Annotated in this window: 27 protein-coding genes; 16 read left to right on the top strand and 11 right to left on the bottom strand. The window is 68.0% G+C overall.

Annotated features, from left to right (window positions below; genetic code table 11):
- The first annotated feature begins 9 nt into the window (after nt 1–9).
- The 6 genes from sufC to AC0VYB_RS10245 all read left to right on the top strand — a co-directional run bounded on the left by sufC (nt 10) and on the right by AC0VYB_RS10245 (nt 5,347).
- Nucleotides 10–768, top strand: a complete 759-nt coding sequence (gene sufC / locus AC0VYB_RS10270) for a Fe-S cluster assembly ATPase SufC (protein WP_009377232.1) — start codon at nt 10–12, stop codon at nt 766–768.
- Nucleotides 768–2,045: a SufS family cysteine desulfurase gene (locus AC0VYB_RS10265; RefSeq protein ID WP_009377234.1), complete on the top strand. Its 1,278-nt coding sequence runs from the start codon at nt 768–770 to the stop codon at nt 2,043–2,045. The genes sufC and AC0VYB_RS10265 overlap by 1 nt, the downstream gene beginning before the upstream one ends.
- Nucleotides 2,042–2,545, top strand: coding sequence for a Fe-S cluster assembly sulfur transfer protein SufU (gene sufU, locus AC0VYB_RS10260; protein ID WP_100227421.1), 504 nt, complete (start codon nt 2,042–2,044; stop codon nt 2,543–2,545). Before AC0VYB_RS10265 ends, sufU begins: the two co-directional genes overlap by 4 nt.
- A complete protein-coding gene (locus tag AC0VYB_RS10255) occupies nt 2,545–2,880 on the top strand; it encodes a metal-sulfur cluster assembly factor (protein WP_063250279.1) in 336 nt (111 codons plus the stop codon). Before sufU ends, AC0VYB_RS10255 begins: the two co-directional genes overlap by 1 nt.
- Before the next feature lie 203 nt (nt 2,881–3,083).
- The gene (locus AC0VYB_RS10250) at nt 3,084–3,752 is read left to right on the top strand and encodes a ribonuclease H family protein (protein ID WP_311201433.1); all 669 of its coding nucleotides are present in this window, start codon (nt 3,084–3,086) and stop codon (nt 3,750–3,752) included.
- On the top strand, nt 3,749–5,347 hold the full coding sequence (locus AC0VYB_RS10245) for an ABC-F family ATP-binding cassette domain-containing protein (protein WP_009375919.1): 1,599 nt from the start codon (nt 3,749–3,751) through the stop codon (nt 5,345–5,347). The genes AC0VYB_RS10250 and AC0VYB_RS10245 overlap by 4 nt, the downstream gene beginning before the upstream one ends.
- A 40-nt stretch (nt 5,348–5,387) precedes the next feature.
- Here the strand turns inward: AC0VYB_RS10245 and AC0VYB_RS10240 are convergent, their stop codons facing one another.
- From AC0VYB_RS10240 to AC0VYB_RS10230, 3 genes are read right to left on the bottom strand one after another with little or no spacing between them, the layout of a single operon-like run.
- The gene (locus AC0VYB_RS10240; RefSeq protein ID WP_009375917.1) at nt 5,388–6,278 is read right to left on the bottom strand and encodes an SURF1 family cytochrome oxidase biogenesis protein; all 891 of its coding nucleotides are present in this window, start codon (nt 6,276–6,278) and stop codon (nt 5,388–5,390) included.
- Nucleotides 6,278–6,490 (bottom strand): hypothetical protein, encoded by a 213-nt coding sequence (locus AC0VYB_RS10235; protein WP_009375915.1) that lies wholly within the window; start codon nt 6,488–6,490, stop codon nt 6,278–6,280. The genes AC0VYB_RS10240 and AC0VYB_RS10235 overlap by 1 nt, the downstream gene beginning before the upstream one ends.
- Nucleotides 6,487–7,041, bottom strand: coding sequence for a DUF3099 domain-containing protein (locus tag AC0VYB_RS10230; protein ID WP_009375913.1), 555 nt, complete (start codon nt 7,039–7,041; stop codon nt 6,487–6,489). The genes AC0VYB_RS10235 and AC0VYB_RS10230 overlap by 4 nt, the downstream gene beginning before the upstream one ends.
- A gap of 117 nt (nt 7,042–7,158) precedes the next feature.
- Here AC0VYB_RS10230 and AC0VYB_RS10225 point away from each other — a divergent pair, with 117 nt between their 5' ends.
- The 3 genes from AC0VYB_RS10225 to AC0VYB_RS10215 all read left to right on the top strand — a co-directional run bounded on the left by AC0VYB_RS10225 (nt 7,159) and on the right by AC0VYB_RS10215 (nt 9,192).
- A complete protein-coding gene (locus tag AC0VYB_RS10225) occupies nt 7,159–7,869 on the top strand; it encodes a beta-ketoacyl-ACP reductase (RefSeq protein ID WP_009375911.1) in 711 nt (236 codons plus the stop codon).
- Between the two features lie 65 nt (nt 7,870–7,934).
- Nucleotides 7,935–8,693: an enoyl-ACP reductase FabI gene (gene fabI / locus AC0VYB_RS10220; RefSeq protein ID WP_009375909.1), complete on the top strand. Its 759-nt coding sequence runs from the start codon at nt 7,935–7,937 to the stop codon at nt 8,691–8,693.
- A 10-nt stretch (nt 8,694–8,703) separates the two neighbouring features.
- Nucleotides 8,704–9,192 (top strand): SixA phosphatase family protein, encoded by a 489-nt coding sequence (locus AC0VYB_RS10215; protein WP_475384685.1) that lies wholly within the window; start codon nt 8,704–8,706, stop codon nt 9,190–9,192.
- Nucleotide 9,193: 1 nt separating this feature from the next.
- On the opposite strand, the gene serB is transcribed toward AC0VYB_RS10215, so the two are convergent.
- Both serB and AC0VYB_RS10205 read right to left on the bottom strand, forming a co-directional pair.
- Nucleotides 9,194–9,844, bottom strand: a complete 651-nt coding sequence (gene serB / locus AC0VYB_RS10210; RefSeq protein ID WP_259821475.1) for a phosphoserine phosphatase SerB — start codon at nt 9,842–9,844, stop codon at nt 9,194–9,196.
- Complete coding sequence (locus AC0VYB_RS10205) at nt 9,841–10,575, bottom strand: hypothetical protein (RefSeq protein WP_009375903.1); 735 nt, start codon at nt 10,573–10,575, stop codon at nt 9,841–9,843. Before AC0VYB_RS10205 ends, serB begins: the two co-directional genes overlap by 4 nt.
- A gap of 43 nt (nt 10,576–10,618) precedes the next feature.
- Here AC0VYB_RS10205 and AC0VYB_RS10200 point away from each other — a divergent pair, with 43 nt between their 5' ends.
- Genes AC0VYB_RS10200 through AC0VYB_RS10190 form a run of 3 tightly spaced genes read left to right on the top strand, consistent with a single transcriptional unit; the run spans nt 10,619 to nt 13,137 of the window.
- Nucleotides 10,619–11,404 carry an ABC transporter ATP-binding protein gene (locus AC0VYB_RS10200; RefSeq protein WP_009375902.1) on the top strand — a complete coding sequence of 262 codons (786 nt, stop codon included), beginning with the start codon at nt 10,619–10,621 and terminating at the stop codon, nt 11,402–11,404.
- 24 nt (nt 11,405–11,428) lie between these two features.
- A complete protein-coding gene (locus AC0VYB_RS10195; RefSeq protein ID WP_009375901.1) occupies nt 11,429–12,241 on the top strand; it encodes a sulfite exporter TauE/SafE family protein in 813 nt (270 codons plus the stop codon).
- Nucleotides 12,238–13,137 carry a TrmH family RNA methyltransferase gene (locus AC0VYB_RS10190; protein ID WP_009375900.1) on the top strand — a complete coding sequence of 300 codons (900 nt, stop codon included), beginning with the start codon at nt 12,238–12,240 and terminating at the stop codon, nt 13,135–13,137. The genes AC0VYB_RS10195 and AC0VYB_RS10190 overlap by 4 nt, the downstream gene beginning before the upstream one ends.
- Nucleotides 13,138–13,140: 3 nt before the next feature.
- On the opposite strand, the gene AC0VYB_RS10185 is transcribed toward AC0VYB_RS10190, so the two are convergent.
- A complete protein-coding gene (locus AC0VYB_RS10185) occupies nt 13,141–13,659 on the bottom strand; it encodes a hypothetical protein (RefSeq protein WP_144587561.1) in 519 nt (172 codons plus the stop codon).
- 258 nt (nt 13,660–13,917) lie between these two features.
- On the opposite strand from AC0VYB_RS10185, the gene AC0VYB_RS10180 reads away from it, so the two are divergent.
- Nucleotides 13,918–14,724: a phosphatase gene (locus tag AC0VYB_RS10180; protein ID WP_009375896.1), complete on the top strand. Its 807-nt coding sequence runs from the start codon at nt 13,918–13,920 to the stop codon at nt 14,722–14,724.
- Nucleotides 14,725–14,772: 48 nt separating this feature from the next.
- Here AC0VYB_RS10180 and AC0VYB_RS10175 read toward each other — a convergent pair whose 3' ends face one another.
- Entirely contained in the window at nt 14,773–15,336 is a 564-nt protein-coding gene (locus tag AC0VYB_RS10175; RefSeq protein WP_009375893.1) for a YbaK/EbsC family protein, read from the bottom strand.
- A gap of 197 nt (nt 15,337–15,533) precedes the next feature.
- On the opposite strand from AC0VYB_RS10175, the gene AC0VYB_RS10170 reads away from it, so the two are divergent.
- Nucleotides 15,534–15,788: a type B 50S ribosomal protein L31 gene (locus AC0VYB_RS10170; protein ID WP_009375892.1), complete on the top strand. Its 255-nt coding sequence runs from the start codon at nt 15,534–15,536 to the stop codon at nt 15,786–15,788.
- 141 nt (nt 15,789–15,929) lie between these two features.
- Here AC0VYB_RS10170 and AC0VYB_RS10165 read toward each other — a convergent pair whose 3' ends face one another.
- The 4 genes from AC0VYB_RS10165 to AC0VYB_RS10150 are packed head-to-tail and all read right to left on the bottom strand — an operon-like array spanning nt 15,930 to nt 18,423.
- On the bottom strand, nt 15,930–16,754 hold the full coding sequence (locus AC0VYB_RS10165; RefSeq protein WP_009375891.1) for a PfkB family carbohydrate kinase: 825 nt from the start codon (nt 16,752–16,754) through the stop codon (nt 15,930–15,932).
- Between the two features lie 35 nt (nt 16,755–16,789).
- The gene (locus AC0VYB_RS10160) at nt 16,790–17,254 is read right to left on the bottom strand and encodes a tRNA (cytidine(34)-2'-O)-methyltransferase (RefSeq protein WP_063250289.1); all 465 of its coding nucleotides are present in this window, start codon (nt 17,252–17,254) and stop codon (nt 16,790–16,792) included.
- Between the two features lie 44 nt (nt 17,255–17,298).
- Complete coding sequence (locus tag AC0VYB_RS10155; protein ID WP_009375889.1) at nt 17,299–17,985, bottom strand: class I SAM-dependent methyltransferase; 687 nt, start codon at nt 17,983–17,985, stop codon at nt 17,299–17,301.
- A 9-nt stretch (nt 17,986–17,994) separates the two neighbouring features.
- Nucleotides 17,995–18,423: a MerR family transcriptional regulator gene (locus tag AC0VYB_RS10150; RefSeq protein ID WP_009375887.1), complete on the bottom strand. Its 429-nt coding sequence runs from the start codon at nt 18,421–18,423 to the stop codon at nt 17,995–17,997.
- A gap of 54 nt (nt 18,424–18,477) precedes the next feature.
- Between AC0VYB_RS10150 and AC0VYB_RS10145 the strand changes: the two genes are divergently transcribed.
- Nucleotides 18,478–19,458, top strand: coding sequence for an SDR family NAD(P)-dependent oxidoreductase (locus tag AC0VYB_RS10145; RefSeq protein WP_040341027.1), 981 nt, complete (start codon nt 18,478–18,480; stop codon nt 19,456–19,458).
- 141 nt (nt 19,459–19,599) lie between these two features.
- Complete coding sequence (locus AC0VYB_RS10140) at nt 19,600–20,529, top strand: cation diffusion facilitator family transporter (RefSeq protein WP_040341026.1); 930 nt, start codon at nt 19,600–19,602, stop codon at nt 20,527–20,529.
- The last annotated feature ends 114 nt before the right edge of the window (nt 20,530–20,643 follow it).

The following is a 20,643-nucleotide window of genomic DNA, read 5'->3' as shown; positions in this document are numbered from 1 at the left end:
AGGATAACCATGTCCAAGCTCAAGATCTCCGACCTGCACGTCAGCGTCAACACCGAGGCCGGCCAGAAGCCGATCCTCAACGGCATCAACCTCGAGATCGACTCGAACCAGACCCACGCGATCATGGGCCCCAACGGCTCGGGCAAGTCGACCCTCGCCTACTCCCTCGCCGGTCACCCGAAATACGAGGTCACCTCCGGATCCGTCACCCTCGACGGTGAGGACGTCCTCGACATGACCGTCGACGAGCGGGCGAAGGCCGGTCTCTTCCTCGCCATGCAGTACCCCGTCGAGGTCCCCGGCGTCACCGTGACGAACTTCCTCCGCTCGGCCAAGACGGCCATCGACGGCGAAGCGCCGAAGCTGCGGAACTGGACGAAGGACCTCAAGTCGGCGATGGAGCAGCTGCGCGTCGACCCCGAGTTCGCGACCCGCAACGTCAACGAGGGCTTCTCCGGCGGTGAGAAGAAGCGCCACGAGATCCTCCAGATGGAGATGCTCAAGCCGAAGTTCGCCGTCCTCGACGAGACCGACTCCGGCCTCGACGTCGATGCCCTGCGCATCGTCTCCGAAGGCGTCAACCGGGTGCGCGAGACCACCGACGTCGGCGTGCTCCTCATCACGCACTACACGCGCATCCTCCGCTACATCAAGCCCGACTTCGTCCACGTCATCGTCAAGGGCAAGGTCGCCGAGGAGGGCGGACCGGAACTGGCCGAGCGCCTCGAGAACGAAGGCTACGACCGCTTCCTCTCCGCCGCGGTCTGATGTTCTCCCGGCTGCGCGGTGACTTCCCGATCCTCGAGACGAGGGTCGGGGAGTCACCACTGACCTACCTCGACTCCGGGGCGACCTCACAGAAGCCCGAATGCGTCATCGACACATTCACGGAGTACTTCACGCAGCGCAACGCCGCCGTCCACCGGGGCGCGCATTCGCTGGCCGTCATGGCCACCGACGCGTTCGAGAACGGGCGCGCGGCCGTGGCCGGGCTCGTCGGGGGTGACCCGGACCAGGTCGTGTGGACGAAGAACGCCACCGAGGCACTCAACATCGTCGCACTCGGCATGGACCGGGCGAGCCACGGCTTCGGCGGCGAGGCCGCCAGCCGTTTCTCCCTTGGCGAGGGCGACTCGATCGTCGTCACCGAGATGGAGCACCACGCGAACCTCGTGCCGTGGCAGCAGCTCGCCGAGGCCACCGGCGCGCAGCTGCGGTGGATCCCGGTGACCGACGCCGGAGAGCTCGACCTGGCCGACCTCGAGACGATCGTCGATGAGACGACGAAGGTGCTCGCGTTCACGCATGTCTCCAACGTCCTCGGCACGATCAACCCCGTCGACCGGCTCGTCGCCCGTGCCCGCGAGGTCGGTGCGTACGTCGTCCTCGACGCGTGCCAGTCCGTGCCGCACATGCCCGTCGACTTCGCTGCTCTCGACGTCGACTTCGCGGCGTTCTCCGCCCACAAGGCGCTCGGGCCCACCGGTCTCGGCGTCCTCTGGGGGAAGTCGGAGCTCCTCGACGCGCTGCCGCCCGTGCTCACCGGCGGGTCGATGATCACGACGGTGACGATGGACTCAGCCGAGTTCATGTCCGCCCCCCAGCGCTTCGAGGCCGGCACCCAGCCGGTCGCCGAGGTCGCGGCCTTCGCCACGGCCATCGGCTACCTCGCCGAGGTGGGCCTCGACAAGGTTCTCGACCATGAGCGGGAGCTCGGTCGCCGCCTCCTCGAGGGGATCCGGGAGATCCCCGGGATCCGCATCCTCGGCGATGCCGAGGAGCGGATCGGGACGGTGGCCTTCGACGTCGACGGCGTCCACGCCCACGACGTCGGACAGTACCTCGACTCCAAGGGTGTGGCCGTGCGGGTGGGACACCACTGCGCGCAGCCGCTCCACCGGCGCTTCGGGGTGACCGCCTCGACGCGGGCGAGCACGTACCTGTACAACAACACCGACGACGTCGACCGCTTCCTCACGGCCCTGGCCGAGGTGCGCCCGTTCTTCGGGCTCACGGAGGAGAGCGCGGGAAGGCAGGCGTCATGACTACGCAGATGGAGCAGCTCTACCAGCAGGTCATCCTCGACCATTCGCGCTCGCGCATCGGCAACTCGGCCCTGCTCGGGGACTCGGCGACCGGACCCCATGGGTACTCCCACCAGGTCAACCCCACGTGCGGGGACGAGATCGAGCTCGAAGCGGAGCTGGGCACCGACGGCACCGTGAGCGTGCGCTGGATGGGCGACGGGTGTTCGATCTCGATGGCCTCGGCGTCCGTGCTCACCGAGCTCGCCGCCTCGGCGACGATTCCCGAACTGCTCGAGATCGAAGCCGCTTTCCACGAGCTCATGCACTCCCGCGGAACCGGGGAGGCCGACGAGGAAATACTCGGCGACGCCGCAGCGTTCCAGGGAGTGTCGAAGTTCCCGGCGCGGATCAAGTGCGCCCTCCTGGCATGGATGGCGTTCAAGGACGCGCTCGGCCAGGCGCAGGCCGGGACAGATGCGACAGCTGACAGCGCTTCAGCAGACAACGAGGAGAAGTGATGCCCGAAGTCATAGACGCACCGCAGAACGCCAGCGTCGAGGAGGTCCGCGAAGCGATGATGGACGTCGTCGACCCCGAGCTCGGCGTCAACATCGTCGACCTCGGACTCGTCTACGGACTCACCGTCGAGGACGACGGCACCGCCGTCATCGAGATGACGCTCACCTCGGCGGCGTGCCCGCTCACCGACGTCATCGAGGACCAGACCGCCCAGTGCCTCGACGGGATCGTGCCCGCCTACCGCATCAACTGGGTGTGGATGCCGCCATGGGGTCCGGAGAAGATCACCGAGGACGGCCGCGAGCAGATGCGGGCGCTCGGCTTCAACATCTGAGGACGCGTCCCCGCGGGGACGTCTGAGACCACCGCCGAGGTGGGACCCCGGAACCGGGCGTCCCACCTCGGCGATGTGCGTGTGGGGGAGCGCACGAGCGGTCCTGTCTGCGCGCACGGAGCGGACATGAAAGAATGGTCCGGGTCCGCCGACCGGCGGGACCGAGACTCTGCTGCCCGGGCTCAGACATCGAGGAGAACTCTGTGACGATCATCGCTGCCGCCGACGGCTCCGCCCTCGGCAACCCCGGACCGGCCGGGTGGGCGTGGTACATCGACGACGAGAGCTGGCGGGCAGGCGGATGGAAGAACGCGACGAACAACCGCGGTGAGCTCATGGCCGTCCTCGACCTCCTCGACGCGACCGCGGACACCGGTGAGGACCTCAAGGTCTTCTGCGACTCCCAGTACGTCATCAACGCGCTGACGAAGTGGATGCCCGGCTGGAAGCGCAAGGGCTGGAAGAAGGCCGACGGCAGGGAGGTCCTCAACCGCGACCTCCTCGAATCCCTCGACGCGGCGCTGACCGGCCGCGAGGTCGAGTTCGAATGGGTCAAAGGCCACAGCAACCATGCGATGAACGAAGCCGCCGACGATCGCGCGCGGGCCGCTGCGACCGCGTTCCAGAGAGGCACCCCGGTCCCGGAAGGCCCGGGATACGTCCCCGCGGGGACGCCGGTGAGCGTCGGTGCCGAGGACGCCGCTGGCGCCGAGGAGGCTGCCTCGGGTGCCACCGCCGAGGCGACGACCGTCGTCTCCACCCGCGTGCCCGCCCACGTCGCCGACGCCCTCGTCTCCCGGGCCCGGGCCCGTGGCATCCACCCACAGAAATACCTGGCCGAGCTCATCGGCCGCAGTTTGGAGAGCGAATGATCCAGGCCTCCGGCCTCGAGGTCGCCGTCGGCGCCCGCACCCTCATGTCCGATGTCTCCTTCCGCGTCGACAAGGGCGATCGGGTGGGACTCGTCGGACGCAACGGCGCAGGGAAGACGACCCTGACGAAGGTGATCATGGGCGGTCACCCCGCCAATGCCGGATCCGTCTCGGTCTCCGGCACCGTCGGGTACCTGCCCCAGGATCCCCGCAGCGGCGACCTGCAGGCCACGGCCAAGGAGCGCATCCTCGGGGCCCGCGACCTCGACGTCCTCGTCAAGCGGCTGCGGAAGGCCGAGAGGCAGATGGCCTCGCCCGATGCGGATGTCGCCGCGAAGGCGATCGACCGCTACCCGCGCATCGAAGCCGAGTTCGTCGCCGCCGGCGGTTATGCCGCCGAATCCGAGGCCTATGCGATCGCCGCGAACCTCGGCCTCGACGAGGACCTCGTCAACCAGGAGATCGGGACGCTCTCCGGCGGTCAGCGCAGGCGGGTCGAACTCGCCCGGATCCTCTTCTCCGCCCCGGACACGATGATCCTCGACGAGCCGACGAACCACCTCGACGCGGAATCCGTGCTCTGGCTGCGCGACTACCTCAAGGCGTACTCGGGCGGACTCATCGTCATCAGCCACGACCTCGACCTCATCGACGAAGTCGTCAACAAGGTCTTCTTCCTCGATGCGATGCGACAGACCATCGACATCTACTCGATGGGCTACCGCCTCTACCTCAAGCAGCGGGAGGACGACGAGCGGCGCCGGCGGCGGGAGCGCGCGAACGCCGAGAAGAAGGCCGCAGCGCTCACCGCCCAGGCGAACAAGATGATGGCCAAGGCGACGAAGACCGTCGCCGCCCAGCAGATGGTCAAACGCGCCGAGCGGATGCTCGCGGGCCTCGAGGACGAACGCAGCGCCGAGAAGGTCGCGAACCTCCGATTCCCGGCCCCCGCCGACTGCGGTCGCGTGCCGCTGACCGCCTCGGGTCTCTCCCGCAGCTACGGGTCAACGGAGGTCTTCACCGGCGTCGACCTCGCAATCGACAAGGGCTCACGCGTGGTCATCCTCGGCTTCAACGGTGCCGGCAAGACGACGCTGCTGCGTCTCCTCGCCGGTCTCGACGAACCCGACTCGGGTGAGGTCGTCCCCGGTCACGGACTCAAGCTCGGCTATTACGCGCAGGAGCACGAGACCCTCGACCTCGAACTCAGCGTGCTCGAGAACATGCGCCGGAACTCCCCGCACCTCGACGACACCGCGGTGCGCAACGTCCTCGGCTCGTTCCTCTTCTCCGGTGACGACGTCCACAAACCGGCCGGGGTCCTCTCCGGCGGGGAGAAGACGCGCCTGGCACTCGCCACGCTCGTCGTCTCGAGTGCCAACGTCCTCCTCCTCGACGAGCCTACGAACAACCTCGATCCGGCATCGCGTGAGGAGATCCTCTCCGCGATCCGCCGGTACGAGGGGGCGATCATCCTCGTCACCCACGATGAGGGAGCGGTCGCGGCCCTCGACCCGGACCGGGTCCTCCTCCTGCCCGACGGCGACGAGGACCTGTGGAACGACAGCTACCTCGACCTCGTCACCCTCACCTGAGCGATCTCACGGGCTGAGCCGGCTCACCGGCTGCGCGGTCTCACCGGCTGCGGAAGCGCTCCTCGAGCAGTTCGTCCTCGTCGGCTTCGTCGCGTCCGCGCGCACTCGGGGTGACGAAGCGGCCGCGACCGTATCGTGACCCGGGCTGGGTCATCTTCGCGCCCGCATCGAGGGCGGCCTTGTCGACGACGACGTACTCGGCCTCCCCGGCATCCGTGCCGAGCGCCTCGGCGGTCGCCCGGCGCTCACGCCTGGCCGAGATCGACACGGCGATGATGATCATGATCCCGAACGCGAACCACTGGAGCATGTAGGAGAGGTGGTTGCCGGGGTTGACGTCGGGTTCGGGCAGGGGAGTGAGCCCCGCGGTCGCGTCGACGTCGGCCTCCTCGGCGTAGACGTTGGCATACGCGTCGTCCATGCCGGGGATCCGGGCGGGATCGATCGCCTTGATCATCCCGGCGGGGTTGGTGTCCTCGGATCCGTCCTGGGCGATCTTGAGCCGAGCGGTGATCGTCTGCTCGCCGCTCGGGGCCTCGGGGACGGACTCGGCCTCGGGCACCCACCCGCGCACGACGGCGATCGTCTCCCCGCTGGTGAGCCGGAAGGGAACGACGACGTAGAAGCCGACCTTGTCGTTCACCGTCCGGTTGCGGGCGAGCACGGTGTCCGCGGTGAGGTACTGCCCGGTGAGGCTGACCGGACGCCATTCGTCGTCGGCATCGAGAGTCGCCGAGGTGGTCGGCAGGATCGCTCCGATGTCGACCGGGGCCGCGGAGTAGTTCGCATTGATCGTGTCGATCTCATGCTGGCGTTCGGCGCGGCGGTCCTTCTGCCAGAGTGCGAGGAACACGCAGGCGACGACGACGACGATCGTCATCGCGATGTACTTGAGCCAGCGGCTGCTGAGCAGGAACGAATAGCGGGACATCAGCCGGCGCCCTCCGGGATCTCGTCGATGGTCACGTCGGTGCGGTAGAAACCGCGCAGGGTGAGGAACTCACGCAGATGGTCGAGGTGCTCGTCGCATGCGAGCCAGACCTTCCGCCGCTCGGGCGTGTGCAGGCTCGGATTGTTCCACAGGATCGCCCGTGCGGCATCGGCTCGGCAGCCTTTGGCCGAGCATCGCAGTGCTTCCGTCATCGGCGCCCACCTGTGGCGTCGCCGGATCCTGGCCTCTCGTCGCGTCCGCGCCCGTCGCCGGTGTCGCGCGCGTCGTCGAGGTCGCCCTCGTCGACGACCTCGCCGGCGATGTCGGCGGTGAAGAGGTGCTCGCGCCCGTCGTCGCCGCGGAAGGGCTGCGACGCCGCTGGACCCGCCTCAGCGTCCCCGGCCGCCGTCGCACCGTCGACGACGGTCTCGCCGTCGATGACGGTCGTCCCGTCCTCGCTGATCGTCTCCCCGCGTCCGGGAGGCAACTGGGTGAGCGGGGCCGAGTCGATGAGCGCCGAGCGGTCGTCGCGGGTGCGCTCACGTCCGGCGTTGGCGAAGATCACAGCAGGGTAGGGCAGAAGGACCGCGCCGGCGACGAAGATCCACATGAGCACGTGCTGCGAGGCTGCGAATGCGAAATAGGCGGCTACGAAGCAGAGGGTGCGGATCGTCATCGTGATCGAGTACTTGATGATCCGCGACTTCATGTCGTCGTCGAGAGCAGTGTCTGCTGTCGTGATCTGCTGCGGGTGCCTGGACATAACCTTCTTCACTCGGGTCTACCTACAAAATCATACGCTTGCTTTGTGTGAGCATGTCGAGGTCGGACCAAACACGATAGGTTGGGTCTGTATCGTCGACCTACAGGAGAGAGTCCCGTGTCAGAACCCCGAGTAGTCCTCGTCACCGGAGGCAACCGCGGAATCGGCCGCACCATCGCCGAGGAGTTCCTCGCCGCCGGAGACACGGTGGCCGTGACCTCGCGCAACGGCGACGCCCCCGACGGCGCACTCGCCGTGGCCGCCGACGTCACCGACGCCGAATCCCTCGACCGCGCCTTCACCGAGGTCGAGGAGAAGCTCGGACCCGTCGAGGTCGTCGTCGCCAACGCCGGCATCACCCGGGACAACCTGCTCATGCGGATGAGCGAGGACGACTTCGACGCCGTCCTCGACACGAACCTCGCCGGGGCCTTCCGCACCGTCAAGCGGGCGATCACGAACATGATCCGGGCGAAGAAGGGACGCATCGTCCTCATCTCCTCGGTCTCCGGCCTCTACGGAGTGCCCGGACAGTCCAACTACTCGGCGTCGAAGGCCGGCCTCGTCGGCCTCGCCCGTTCGATCACCCGTGAGCTCGGCTCCCGCGGCATCACCGCCAACGTCGTCGCTCCCGGCTTCATCCGCACCGACATGACCGATGAACTCGACGAGAAGCAGCGGAAGGAGTACCTGGCGACGATCCCCGCCAAGCGCTTCGCCGAAGCCGACGAGGTCGCCCGCGTCGTCCGCTGGGTCGCCTCCGACGACGCGTCCTACATCTCCGGAGCCGTCATCCCCGTCGACGGCGGCCTCGGCATGGGACACTGACAACCAACCTCCTCTGCGGCGCGACGAATCGCGTTCGCGGAGTACTGAACTGAGAAAGGACCGCAATGGGAATTCTTGAGGGAAAGCGCATCCTCGTCACCGGTGTGCTCACGGAGGCGTCGATCGCCTTCGCCGCCGCGAAGATCGCGCAGGAACAGGGAGCCGAGGTCATCCTCTCGAGCTTCGGCCGGCAGATGAAGATCACCCAGGTCATCGCCGAGCGCCTGCCCGTGACCCCGCGCGTCATCGAACTCGATGCGACGAACGAAGAGGACCTCGCGGCTCTGCCCGAGCGCCTCGAAGGCAACATCGACGGCATCGTCCACGCGATCGCCTTCGCCCCGAAGGACGCCCTCGGCGGCGTCTTCCTCGACACCCCGTGGGAGTCGGTGCAGGCGGCCATCCACGTCTCCGCCTACTCGCTCAAGGCGATCACCGTCGCTGCCCTGCCCGTGCTCAACCCGGGCGCCGGCATCGTCGGCCTCACCTTCGACGCGACGATCTCGTGGCCGGTCTACGACTGGATGGGAGTGGCCAAGGCCGCCTTCGAGTCGACCGCCCGCTACCTCGCGAAGTACGTCGGGGACAAGGGCATCCGCGTCAACCTCGTCTCCGCCGGCCCGCTCAAGACGACCGCTGCGACCTCGATCCCCGGCTTCGAGACGCTCGAGGACATGTGGGGCGATCGCGCACCGCTGGGCTGGGACCAGAAGGACACGTCGGCCGCCGGCAAGGCGATCGTCGCGCTGGTCTCCGACTGGTTCCCCGCCACGACCGGCGAGATGGTCCACGTCGACGGCGGCTTCCACTCCACCGGAGCCTGAGGACCGCGCCATGCCAGTGTTCATCCTCGCCCGCCACGCGAAGGCGGAGGCTGACGGCCCCAGCGACTTCGAGCGGACCCTCAATGCGACGGGACTCGCCCAGGCGGTCGAGGCCGGCGCGGAGATCGCCGAGCGATGGACGCCCGAGGTGGCGATCGCCTCGGCGGCCAAGCGCACCGTCCAGACCGGTCAGGCCGTCGTCGAAGCCGTCAATCGACAGTCGGGGACCGACCTCGAGCTCACCGTCGACGAGTCCCTCTACGGTGGAGGAGTCGAGGACTGGATGGACGCGATCCGGTCGATCCCGGCGGGTGCGCAGTGCGCGTACATCGTCGGCCATCAGCCGACCGTCGCCGAGGTGATCGGCCATCTCTCCGCGGACGCGGGGGTGCCCGATGGGTTCCGTCCCTCCTCGATCGCCGTCTTCGACGTGCCCTCATGGAACGTCGAACCCGGCAGCTTCCCGGTCCCTGAGATCCGCTCGTTCCGAGGGATCTGACTCAGAGGAACCTGAGCACCTCGCGCAGGTCCCGCCGGTCGATGGCGACATCGGCGGCGGCGACGAGCGCGGGCTTGCCGCAGAACGCGACCCCGAGCCCGGCCCGGGTGATCATGGCGATGTCATTGGCACCGTCACCGATCGCCACGGTCCGCTCGGGGTCGCAGTCGTATCGGGAGGTGAGCTCGGCCAGGATCGAGGCCTTCGCACTCGGGTCGACGACCGGGCCCGCGGTCCGCCCGGTCAGGCGGCCCTGATCGACCTCGAGTCCGTTCGCGTGGACCTCGGTGATGCCGAGCGCCTCCGCGCGGGGACCGATGATCGAGGTGAAGCCGCCGGAGACGAGGGCGACGACGCCGCCGGCGTCGTGGACTGAGGCGACGAGCTCGGGTGCCCCCTCGGTGAGCGTGATCCGCTCACGGACCTCGTCGATGACGCTTTCGGGCAGCCCTTTGAGGAGGGCGACGCGCTCGGCCAGGGAGGCGGCGAAGTCGAGCTCACCGGCCATCGCCCGCTCCGTGATGTCGGCGACCCTGTCACCGACCCCGGCGTGGTCGGCGATGAGGTCGATGACCTCCTCGTTGATGAACGTCGAATCGACGTCCATGACGAGCAGCTGGACGGGACCGGGAAGCGCGCGGGAGTCTCTCACCCCTTCATCGTAGCCACAGCCATGACGTAGGCGGCGGCAGCGGGGTGGAGGCGAGACAGGAGGTCGCCGAAGACGGGTGGGTCGACGGTGGCCGGTGCGAGCACGGTGCGCATCCGTTCGTGGATGTCGAGTGCGGCGAAGATCGCGCGGGAGTCCGCGTCGACGGGCAGCAGGGACATGAGCGGATGGTCGTCGGAGAGGTCGGACTGCCAGTCCCGCCACGGGGCAGAACGCCATTCCTCGGGCACCTCGATCGACTCGATGAGGGTGAGCCCCTCCATGACGAGGAGGCGCAGACGGCGCAGCGCCTCGGTGGGGGTGTCGACGCTCACGGGGCGGAAGACCGAGTCCCGGCACGCGATGACCTCGACGTTCTCCTCGGCGCCGATGAGCATGATCCCCGTCTGATGGGCCCCGCGGTGGAGGACGACGGGGGCGGGGTGCCGACCGACCCGGGCACGGTCGGCCTTGTCCACCGGCGGAGTCGTGTGCGGCAGCGAGGGATGCTGAAGGGCGAGCCGGACGTGGGTGATCCCGGCGGCCTGTGCCGCGGCGGCGAAGAGGAGGAGACCGGTGGGGGTGTCGGTGCCGAGGACGGCGTCGGCGACGATGAGGGGAACCTCACGTCCCGCGTCGAGGAACGCTGCGCTCACCTCGTCGGGGGCGAGCGTTCCGGCCAGCCGATGGTTGACCGCCAGGGCGAGCAGGAGTGAGTCGAGTTGTGCGTCCATGTCGGACCAGAATAGACCCACCCCTGAGATAGAGTTGGGAGATATGAGTGATGTCCTGACTGTGGATAATGTGTCCGTGCGCCGGGGGACGAACTTCCTCCTCCGCGACTTCTCCCTCACCGTCTCCGAAGGCCAGCATTGGGTCGTGCTCGGACCCAACGGTGCCGGCAAGACGACGCTGCTCGAACTCGCAGCCGGGCGCATGCATCCCACGACGGGCAAGGTCGGCATCCTCGAGGAGCGCCTCGGACGCGTCGACGTCTTCGAACTGCGCCCGCGCATCGGCTACGCCTCGACGGCGCTGGCCGGACGGATCCCGAACTCGGAGGCCGCGCTCGACACCGTCCTCACCGCGGCCTACGGAGTGACCGGGCGCTGGGTCGAGGAGTACGAGGCGACGGACATCGACCGTGCCAAGGACCTGCTCTCCGCGTTCAACATCATGCACCTGGCGGACCGCACGTTCGGCACGCTCTCCGAGGGCGAGCGCAAGCGCGTCCAGATCGCCCGCGCACTCATGACCGACCCCGAGCTCCTCCTCCTCGACGAACCGGCCTCCGGGCTCGATTTCGGCGGACGGGAGGAGCTGCTCAGCGCACTCACCGAGATCCTCTCCTCGAAGTGGGCGCCGGCGACGATCATGGTCACCCACCACGTCGAGGAGATCCCGGCCGGGATCACCCATGCCCTCCTCCTCGGCGAGGGGACCCCCGTGGCCGCCGGTCCGATCGATGAGACGCTCACGGCGGAGAACCTGTCTGAGACCTTCGGCATCGACGTCAAGCTCAGCCGCGACGGACAGCGCTTCCACGCCCGCTCGCAGTCCTAGGTCCGGCCGCAGCGCATGGAGGCCATGGAACTCTGGCAGATCGCCCTCATCGTCGCAGCCGGGGTGGGGGCCGGCGGGATCAACGCCGTCGTCGGATCGGGCACCCTCATCACCTTCCCCGTGCTCGTCGCCTTCGGGGTGCCGCCGGTGGTGGCGACGATGAGCAACGCCGTGGGCCTCGTCCCCGGCAACATCGCCTCGTCCTTCGGGTACCGGGAGGAGCTGCGGGGCCAGTGGAAGCGGTTCGCCGGGTTCATCCCCGCCTCCCTGGCGGGCTCCCTCATCGGCGCCTACCTGCTCCTCCACCTGCCCGAGGATGCGTTCGAGACGATCGTCCCCATCCTTCTCGTCCTCGCGCTCCTCATGGTCGTCGGCCAGCCCTCCCTCTCCCGCTACCTCAAACGGCGGGCGCTGCGCCGGCACGAGGGTGGCCACGACGACGGAGTCTCCGCCGAGGAGGGAGGCGGGTTGTCTGCCGGGAAGACCGTGCTCGCGTTCGTCATCATCTTCCTCACCGCGATCTACGGAGGCTACTTCGCCGCGGCGCAGGGGATCATCCTCGTTGCGCTCCTCGGCCTTGTCCTCTCCGACGACCTGCAGCGGCTCAACGGGCTGAAGAACGTCCTCGTCCTCGTCGTCAACACGGTCTCGGCGACGACGTACATCATCGTCGGCCACGACCGGATCAACTGGACCGCGGTGGTCTGTGTCGCCGTCGGCTCGCTCATCGGCGGCTACCTCGGCGCGCGGATCGGCCGGAAGTTCTCACCCGGACTGCTGCGCGCCGTCATCGTCGTCCTCGGCCTCGTCGCGATCGTGAGGATCCTCACCCTGTGAATACCCCCGCCAAAGCCCCGCTCACCCGTGAGCAGATCATCGCCCGCGCCGTCGAGCTCGGCATCGCAGCCGATCGCCTCCGCTTCTTCGAACCCGATGACCTCGCCGAGGCGACTGCGAGCGGGGGCGTGCTCGCCGACTACACATCGCTCACCGACGTCGCCCTGCGCAGCGTCCGCGAACCCGCGGAGGGGCTCTTCATCGCCGAGTCCTCGAAGATCATCCGCCGGGCGCATGCCGCCGGGATGACCCCGCGGTCGTATCTGACGAGCCCGAAATGGCTCTTCGACTTAGCCGACCTCATCGCGACGAACGACGCACCCATCCACATCGGCTCTGATGCCGCCGTCGAGGCGCTCACCGGCTTCCACCTCCACCGCGGGGCGCTGGCCGCGATGCACCGGCCCTCGCTGCCGCTCGTCACCGATCTCCTCGCCGAGGCGAAGCGCGTCGTCGTCATCGAGGACGTCGTCGATCACACGAACGTGGGGGCGATCTTCCGGTCGGCCGCCGCGTTCGGCGTCGACGCCGTGCTCGTCACCCCGCGGTGTGCCGATCCGCTCTACCGGCGGGCGATCCGGGTGTCGATGGGCACGGTGTTCCAGGTGCCGTGGACGAGGATCGACCCGTGGCCCGGCGGGGTCGAGACCCTGCGGCAGCTCGGCTTCCACGTCGCGGCCCTCGCCCTCGACGAGGACTCGGTCTCGATCCAGGAGTTCGCGGCCGCGGCGCCTGCGCGCACTGCCGTCGTCTTCGGCACCGAAGGAGACGGACTTGCGCGGGGCACGATCGCGGCGAGCGATTCGACGGTGATGATCCCGATGAGCGGGGGAGTCGACTCCCTCAACGTCGCCGCCGCCTCGGCGGTCACGTGCTTCGCCCTCCAGGGGGCGTGAGCCTCAGGCTTCCCGGACCTGAGCCCGCAGCCAGTCGAGGTCCTGGGCGTCGACGACGACGGAGCGACGCCGGGAGATCTGCGCCCACGCCTCGGCGAGCTCATCCTCGGTGAGTTCGACGGCGAGCTCCATCGGCGATGCTAAGTTCTCGGCCGCAGCTTCCTCACCGTCGAGGTAGACCGCTCTCTCGTCGGCTCTGCCGAGGTTCGCCGATCCGAGGAGCGCCCGCCGACCGACGAAGAGACAGTGGGTACGCAGCCGGTCGACGTGCTGGAGCTGGAGGTCGGCATCGAGGAGGAGCTGGAGGCCGTCGATCGAGAGACTCCCGCGGACGACGGCGACGGGATCGATCGTCGTCACCACCGCCCACGTCCGCGCGGATCCGGCGGCCGCCTCGGCGATGCGCTGACTGAACGCGTGGACGACGTGCGGACTGGCGAGAATGACGTCCTCATCGGGATCGGCGAAGGCACGCTCGATCCAGGCCGCAGGATCGGTGATGAGGCGCATCGTTGAGCTCATGTCCCCAGCGTACGCTCGCTCGTCGTCGATGGGGAGACCTCACATCCTCCCAGCCGAGTGCCGAAACGGCGGAGGCGGGAATGACGGGTGCGTGAACAGGGTGCGAACACTCGTCAGCCGCCGCCGCGCTCAGGCAGTGTGGGGGAGGGCGCAGACCCAGGACTGTATACAGTGGTGGGGAGCCGTCGCCGGGACCGCACCGGCGATGGCGGAGAGACCGGCGCTGTGGCAGCACAGCCGCCCCGAATGAGGAGATCAGTGGACCGCACGACACTTGCCCAGGCCCTGGAGACCGGACGCATCACGGGGGAGGTGGCGACACCGAGGGAGAACAACCTCGAGCACATCCGCCGCTTCCTCGCCGGGGAGAGGCAGTTCGACTTCGGCGTCGAACTCACCCGCGAGTGGGACTACGACTCCGTCTTCGCCCTCATGGTCGACCGTGCCGGACTCCGCCCCGACCCTGCGTTCACCTCGGGTGTCGACACGATCTCCACCAAGGCCTGCATCGACGCCCTCGCCCGGCTCGCCGGCGCCATCGGCGATGTCGCCCGGGCCGGAGGGACCATCCTCTTCGCGACCGGACACCCCGCAGGCCTCCTTCCGGTCCATATGGCCATCGCCGAGGCGGCCGAAGCCCACGGTGCCCGCATCGTCCGCCAGGTGGGGCAGGTCTCCGTGCCCGGGATCGGCGGGGACTGCCGCGAACTCAACCGGGTGTGGCTGTGGCACCTCCACGGGGGCACCCCGCACACCCACCTCGCCGAGCCGATGCACGCCCTCCTCGATGACTTCGACCGTCGCGGTGAACCCCGCCCCGACCTCATCGTCGCCGATCACGGGTGGGCTGGTGCCGCCTCGGCGCGGGGACTGCGGACCGTCGGCTACGCCGACTGCAACGATCCGGCGCTCTTCGTCGCCGAGGACCAGGGCGCGATCGAGACGACCGTGCCCCTCGATGACGACGTCAACCCCTACCTCTACGGACCGCTCATCGAGTTCGTCCTCGAGCAGGCCGGGCTCGACAGTGCGCCCAGCCGGGAAACTGCGGCCTCCGCGCGCTGAGACCCGGTGCGGGCTGAGGCGAGGCTGCCTCGGGTGAGCCGGGGCGTCTCAGCCGATCTCGACGGCGAGACCGTCGATGACCTCGGCGCCGGGCAGGGACGCGAGCGTGGGCCCCGAGAGCAGCAGCTTCGACCCGCGGATGCCGGAGCCGATGATGAGATCATCGGCTGCGGCGACGCGGGAGTCGATGAGGATGCGGTAGTCCTCCGGCAGACCGATCGGACCGATGCCGCCGTACTCCATGCCCGACTCGCCGACCGCGCGGTCCATCGGCAGGAACGAGGCCTTGCGGACGTCGAGGAGCTTCTTCACCCGCTTGTTGACGTCGGCCCGCGTATCGGCGAGGACGAGGCAGGCGGCGATCCGCTCCTCACCGCTGCGGGCACCGGCGACGAGGACGCAGTTCGCCGAGGTCTGCGGCCCCAGGCCCGTGGCTTCGAGGAGTGCCGCGGTGTCGGCGATCTCCGGATCGATCGCGAAGACCTCGACCTCACCCGTGACGGTGGGCAGGGCCGCGGCGGTGGAGGCGGCCATGAGCTCGGGCGCGGAGGCGGCGGGACGGACATCGAACTGGGCGCTCAGACGCGCCCGCGTGGTCGAACCAGTGGTCATGGACAGCAGTCTAGGAGACACCGGTGAGTCGGAGGGCCGGGTCTCGAATCGCTTTGCGTGCCCGCGTCGGTTAGACTGGACTGTCGGTTCGCGTCCGGTTCCTACGGCGTGAAGCGTTTTCAGCAGACGAATTCGGGCACTGGCAGATGGGTCGGACCCATACCAGGCGCCTGAGCGGATTCAGCAAAGGTAAGAATATGAAGAAGGACATCCACCCGGAATACGCGCCGATCGTGTTCAACGACCTCGCCTCCGGAACCAAGTTCCTCACTCGCTCGACTGCGAAGAGCGACAAGACCATCGAATGGGAAGACGGCAACACCTATCCCGTCATCGACGTCGAGATCTCGAGCGCCTCGCACCCGTTCTACACGGGCAAGCAGCGCATTCTCGACTCCGCCGGTCGCGTCGAGAAGTTCAAGGACCGCTACAAGGGCTTCGGCAAGCGCTGATCACCCGCGGTTCCGACCGCACAGCTCTGACAACCGCCCCGCACACCGAAAGGTGTGCGGGGCGGTTGTGTGTTGCCAGGCGTCCCCGCGGGGACGCCTGGCCGACGACCGTGTCTCCGCGTCCCCGCGGGGACGCGTGGATCAGCTGAGAGTGACGACCACCTCGGCGGACGGAGACGTCCGGGCGGCGGGGTGGAACAGGGACGAGACGCCGGTGGCGTTGTCCAGGCTCGCAGCGATCCCATGCGCCACGGTCTCCTTCGCCTTGACCACGGCGTCGGTGATCGACAGGCCCGTGGCGATGCCGGCGGCGATCGACGAGGCGAACGAGCATCCTGCGCCGTTGACGAGCTTGTCGTTGACCTTGCGCGAGCGCAGCGTCGTCACCGTCTCACCGTCGAAGAGGATGTCGATCGCGTCCTCACCGGCCAGGCGCGCACCGCCCTTGACGACGACGTTCTTCGCGCCCTGACCGTGGATGATCCTCGCGGCTTCGATCATGCCCTCGACCGAGTCGATGGGCTCGAGACCTGCGAGGACGGCCGCCTCTTCGAGGTTCGGGGTGATGACCGTGGCCAGAGGCACGAGGTTGTCGACGAAGAGGTCCTTGAGGTCGACCATCGACCCTGAGCCCTTGCACACGAGGACGGGGTCGAAGACGTAGGGGAGCTCGTTGGACTTGAGGTCCTCGGCGAGGACGAGGGCGGACTCGACGGAGCCGAGCATGCCCGACTTGATCGCGTCGAATTCGTGGATGGCGAGCGCCGAGCCGAGCTGACGGTTGACGACCTCGGGCTCGATGAAGTCGATCGCGTGACCGAACTCGTTGTCGGGGTCGAAGGTGACGATGCAGGTGACGACGGCGGTGCCGAAGGCACCGTACTCCTCGAACATCTTCAGGTCGGCTTCGAGTCCGGCACCGCCGGAGACGTCGGAACCGGCGATCGTGAGCAGCTTGGCGGTCATGGTGGTCCTTTCACGGGAGACTTCTCGCGAGAAGTCTACGCGCCCGCGTATCCGTGCTGGCGCCATGCCTCGTAGATCGCGATCGACGCCGAGTTCGCGAGGTTGAGCGAGCGGCGGCCAGGCAGCATCGGGATCCGCACCCGCAGGTCGACATGGTCGTCGTCGACGACCTCGGCGGGCAGACCCGTCGACTCCTGCCCGAAGAGGAGGACATCCCCGTCCTCGTAGGCAACCTCGGCGAAGGAGTCGGTCGTGTGCGTCGTGAACGCGATGACCCGACGTTGACCCAGGGTCTGCCACAGGTGATCGAGGTCCGGGTGGACGGTGACGTGGGCGAGGTCGTGGTAGTCGAGTCCGGCGCGACGCAGCTTCGCGTCCGTGAGGTCGAAGCCGAGGGGTTCGACGACGTGGAGGTGCGCGCCGGTGACGGCGGCGAGCCGGATCGCGTTGCCGGTGTTGCCGGGGATCTCCGGGGTGTGGAAGACGATGTCGATGCTCATATGTCGACCATCATCTCACCTGCGGCAGAGGTCTCCGTCAAGGCTCAGTAGTGATCCTCGCCGAGGCGGTCGCTCGTCTCAAGGCGCACGAGCACGTACCCCTGCGGGGTCGATTCCGGGTAGCGGCCGGCTGTGTCGGGTTCGCGCTCCATCCGGGTGACGAGTGAGAACCCGTGGGCGGTGAGGACAGCGACGACGTCGTCGATGCTGCGGCGGTGGAAGTCGAGGTCGACGTCGTAGCCGGCGAGGTCGGAGAAGTGGTCGACCGAGTCGCCGAGCTGGAACGCCAGCTGGAAGTACCCGCCGGGGCGCAGGACCCGCGCCGCCTCGGCGATGACCCGGTCGAGACGGTCATCGGGGATGTGGATGAGCGAATACCACGCGAGTGCTCCGGAGAAGCTGTTCTCCGGGTAGGGCAGGCACGTCATCGATCCGGTGGTGAAGCTGAGGTCGGAGTAGAGCTGGGAGGCTTGGGCGATCATCTCCGGGGAGAGGTCGAGCCCGGTCGCGTCGAGGCCGAGGCCGGTGAGGAAGGCCGTGATCCGGCCGGGGCCGCACCCGAGGTCGATCGCCTCGGTGTGTCCGGTGGCGAGGACGAGCTCGGCGAAGGCGCCGAGGACGGCGCGGTCGTGGGGTTTGGCGGTGAGTTCGGCGGAGACCCAATCGGTGTAGGCCTGCGCGATCGCATCGTAGGAGTCGCGGGTCGGGGTCTCGTAGTCGGCGGTGCTCATGGGATGAGCCTAGACGGTGCCCGGCTCTCTGTCCCACGATCCGGCCGAAGAACCGTCGGCAACATGCGCGGCGTAGACGTTCGTCTTCCACTCAATGACCTCTCGGCACTCCTCGAGCGCGCGGATCTGAGCGTCGACTCGTTCGCGGTGGTCGTTGAGGATCCGGAGACGGTCGTGTTCGTTGCCCGGTCCCTGGCGGACCAGGGAGGCGAAGCGCTGGAGTTCGGTCAGTGGCATGCCGGATTCGCGGAGGCGGACACAGACCTGCAGCCATTCGAGGTCGGCAGCGGTGTAGATGCGTCGACCGCTCGGCGACCTGTCGACGGGGGCGATGAGAAGATCCATCCGCTCGTAGTACCGCAGGGCGTGCACACTCATTCCCGTTTGCTCGGCCACGTCGCCGATCGTGTACGTCGTCGCTTCGCCGTGGTCACTCATCGTCGTGCTCCCATCCCTTGACTTCGAGTTCACTCTAGCTCGTAGTGTCGTGGCATGACTCACAGTGAACAGACTCCGATCGGAGTGGAATTCGGCGCCTCCTCCACCGCCGACGAGGTGCTTGACGGTATCGATATGGGCGGAACGACTGCGGTGGTCACCGGTGGCTATTCCGGTCTCGGTTTGGAGACGACACGGTCGCTGGCCAGGGCGGGCGCCCGCGTGATCGTCCCTGCACGGCGTATGGACGCAGCCCTATCGGCTGTCGGCGCTCTGAGTGGTGTGACGGTGATCCCCATGGACCTGGCCGACCTCGACAGCGTCCGGAGCGCCGCCGAACGGGTGGCCGCCGAGACCGAGCGGCTGGAGCTGCTCATCACGGCAGCCGGAGTGATGGCGTCGCCGGAACGACGGGTGGGCCCGGGCTGGGAAAGCCAGTTCGCGATCAACCACCTGGGGCATTTCGCGCTCATCAACCGTCTCTTTCCCCTTCTGGCAGACGCCGATGACGCGCGCGTCGTCACCTATTCCTCGGTCGGCCATCACCTCTCTGACATCCGGTGGGACGACATGTACTTTGGGACCGGCTACGACAAGTGGCTCGCCTACGGTCAGGCGAAGACCGCGAACGTGCTCACCGCCGTCCACCTCGATGCTCTCGGTCGCACGAGTGGTGTCCGGGCGTTCTCCCTGCATCCGGGTTCGATCATCACCGGCCTGCAGAGGGACATGACGCGTGCTGAGCAGGTCGAACGCGGATGGATCGATGAGAACGGCACGGTCATCGGCGCGGGATTCAAATCTGCCGCGCAAGGAGCTGCAACCGGGTTGTGGGCGGCGACGTCACCCGCGCTCGAGGGCCGTGGAGGGCTCTACTGCGAAGACTGCGATGTCGCGCCTGTGGCTGCCCCCGGCTCGCCGATCGAGGACGGCGGAGTGCGCGAGTACGCACTCGATGCTCACGCCGCGGAACGTCTGTGGCGTGAGTCGGCGAGACTGACCGGAGTCGATGCTTTCGGCACCGGTGCGCGCTGAACGCGTCTTGACGGGGACGTCAGATCCCCTGATGCGTCCCCGCGGGGACGCGTCGTGATGTGTGGGACCGGGCGAGCGCCTCGGCGAGATCGATAGGATGGTTCGAGGACATCCGCCGAGGTGAAGGGACCCAACCGTCACATGCGCACCGAACAGCAGGCACTCAAGGTCTCCCTCGCAGCGATCCTCCTCGTCTCCGTGCTCGGCATCGGGTTCGGTCTCGTCTCGGGGTCGTTCGCGATCCTCTTCGACGGGGTGTTCTCACTCATGGACGCGGTGATGTCCGTCGTCTCCCTCACCGTCGCAGGCCTCATCTCCCGGTCCGTGGCGAATCGGCTCTCGGTGCGTACCCAGAACGCGTTCACGATGGGCTTCTGGCACTTCGAGCCGATCGTCCTCCTCGTCAATTCCGTGCTCATGATGGGGGTGGCCGCGTACGCGCTCTTCCAGGCGGTCTCGGCGCTGCTGAGCGGGGGACGGGAGGTCGACTTCGGCCCCGCCGTCGTCTACGCCGCGGTCGTCGTCGTCATCACCGTGGTCATGGGTGTCCTCGAACACCGGGCGAACCGGCGCATCGGCTCGGAGTTCGTCGCCATGGACGTCAAAGGCTGGATCATGGCCGGCGGAGTCACCGGCGCCCTGCTCATCGCCTTCGTCATCGGCATGATCATCGACGGCACCGAGGCGGAATGGTTCATGCCCTACGTCGACCCGGCCGTCCTCACCGTCGTCGCCCTCGTCCTCATCCCCGTTCCCTTCTCGACGCTGCGCAAGGCACTGTCCGAAGTCTCGCTCGTCACCCCTCCAGGACTGCGGAAGGACGCCGAGGCGGTCGCTGAGGACGTCAGTGCCGCCGAAGGATTCGACGACTACCGGGTCTATGCCGCGGCACAGGGACGGTCCCGAACGGTCGAGATCGTCTTCTACGTGCCCAAGGGCCTGCCGCCGCGGGCACTTGAGGACTGGGACCGCATCCGCGACACCGTCGAAGGCCGCCTCGGCGGGGACGATCCCCATGCGTGGATCACCGTGTCCTTCACCACGAAGGACGCTCCGGCCGTTTCGCCGTAAGACTGCGGCTGGCGCGTCCCTGCGGGGACGTGCGACCGCGATGCGAAAGCGTACCCGCGGGGACTCCGCGTCTCCTCACCTGCACAAACGAAGATGAATCGAAGAAGTGTCTCC

The sequence above is a fragment of the Brevibacterium sp. Z349TD_9 genome (assembly GCF_056173565.1).
This window is presented reverse-complemented; position numbering and strand designations above follow the sequence as displayed.

Coding starts and splice junctions, on each gene's coding strand:
- sufC (WP_009377232.1), top strand. CDS start 10: ATGTCCAAGCTCAAGATCTCCGACCTGCACGTCAGCGTCAACACCGAG.
- AC0VYB_RS10265 (WP_009377234.1), top strand. CDS start 768: ATGTTCTCCCGGCTGCGCGGTGACTTCCCGATCCTCGAGACGAGGGTC.
- sufU (WP_100227421.1), top strand. CDS start 2,042: ATGACTACGCAGATGGAGCAGCTCTACCAGCAGGTCATCCTCGACCAT.
- AC0VYB_RS10255 (WP_063250279.1), top strand. CDS start 2,545: ATGCCCGAAGTCATAGACGCACCGCAGAACGCCAGCGTCGAGGAGGTC.
- AC0VYB_RS10245 (WP_009375919.1), top strand. CDS start 3,749: ATGATCCAGGCCTCCGGCCTCGAGGTCGCCGTCGGCGCCCGCACCCTC.
- AC0VYB_RS10240 (WP_009375917.1), bottom strand. CDS start 6,278: ATGTCCCGCTATTCGTTCCTGCTCAGCAGCCGCTGGCTCAAGTACATC.
- AC0VYB_RS10235 (WP_009375915.1), bottom strand. CDS start 6,490: ATGACGGAAGCACTGCGATGCTCGGCCAAAGGCTGCCGAGCCGATGCC.
- AC0VYB_RS10230 (WP_009375913.1), bottom strand. CDS start 7,041: ATGTCCAGGCACCCGCAGCAGATCACGACAGCAGACACTGCTCTCGAC.
- fabI (WP_009375909.1), top strand. CDS start 7,935: ATGGGAATTCTTGAGGGAAAGCGCATCCTCGTCACCGGTGTGCTCACG.
- AC0VYB_RS10215 (WP_475384685.1), top strand. CDS start 8,704: ATGCCAGTGTTCATCCTCGCCCGCCACGCGAAGGCGGAGGCTGACGGC.
- AC0VYB_RS10205 (WP_009375903.1), bottom strand. CDS start 10,575: ATGGACGCACAACTCGACTCACTCCTGCTCGCCCTGGCGGTCAACCAT.
- AC0VYB_RS10200 (WP_009375902.1), top strand. CDS start 10,619: ATGAGTGATGTCCTGACTGTGGATAATGTGTCCGTGCGCCGGGGGACG.
- AC0VYB_RS10195 (WP_009375901.1), top strand. CDS start 11,429: ATGGAACTCTGGCAGATCGCCCTCATCGTCGCAGCCGGGGTGGGGGCC.
- AC0VYB_RS10185 (WP_144587561.1), bottom strand. CDS start 13,659: ATGAGCTCAACGATGCGCCTCATCACCGATCCTGCGGCCTGGATCGAG.
- AC0VYB_RS10175 (WP_009375893.1), bottom strand. CDS start 15,336: ATGACCACTGGTTCGACCACGCGGGCGCGTCTGAGCGCCCAGTTCGAT.
- AC0VYB_RS10170 (WP_009375892.1), top strand. CDS start 15,534: ATGAAGAAGGACATCCACCCGGAATACGCGCCGATCGTGTTCAACGAC.
- AC0VYB_RS10165 (WP_009375891.1), bottom strand. CDS start 16,754: ATGACCGCCAAGCTGCTCACGATCGCCGGTTCCGACGTCTCCGGCGGT.
- AC0VYB_RS10160 (WP_063250289.1), bottom strand. CDS start 17,254: ATGAGCATCGACATCGTCTTCCACACCCCGGAGATCCCCGGCAACACC.
- AC0VYB_RS10155 (WP_009375889.1), bottom strand. CDS start 17,985: ATGAGCACCGCCGACTACGAGACCCCGACCCGCGACTCCTACGATGCG.
- AC0VYB_RS10150 (WP_009375887.1), bottom strand. CDS start 18,423: ATGAGTGACCACGGCGAAGCGACGACGTACACGATCGGCGACGTGGCC.
- AC0VYB_RS10145 (WP_040341027.1), top strand. CDS start 18,478: ATGACTCACAGTGAACAGACTCCGATCGGAGTGGAATTCGGCGCCTCC.
- AC0VYB_RS10140 (WP_040341026.1), top strand. CDS start 19,600: ATGCGCACCGAACAGCAGGCACTCAAGGTCTCCCTCGCAGCGATCCTC.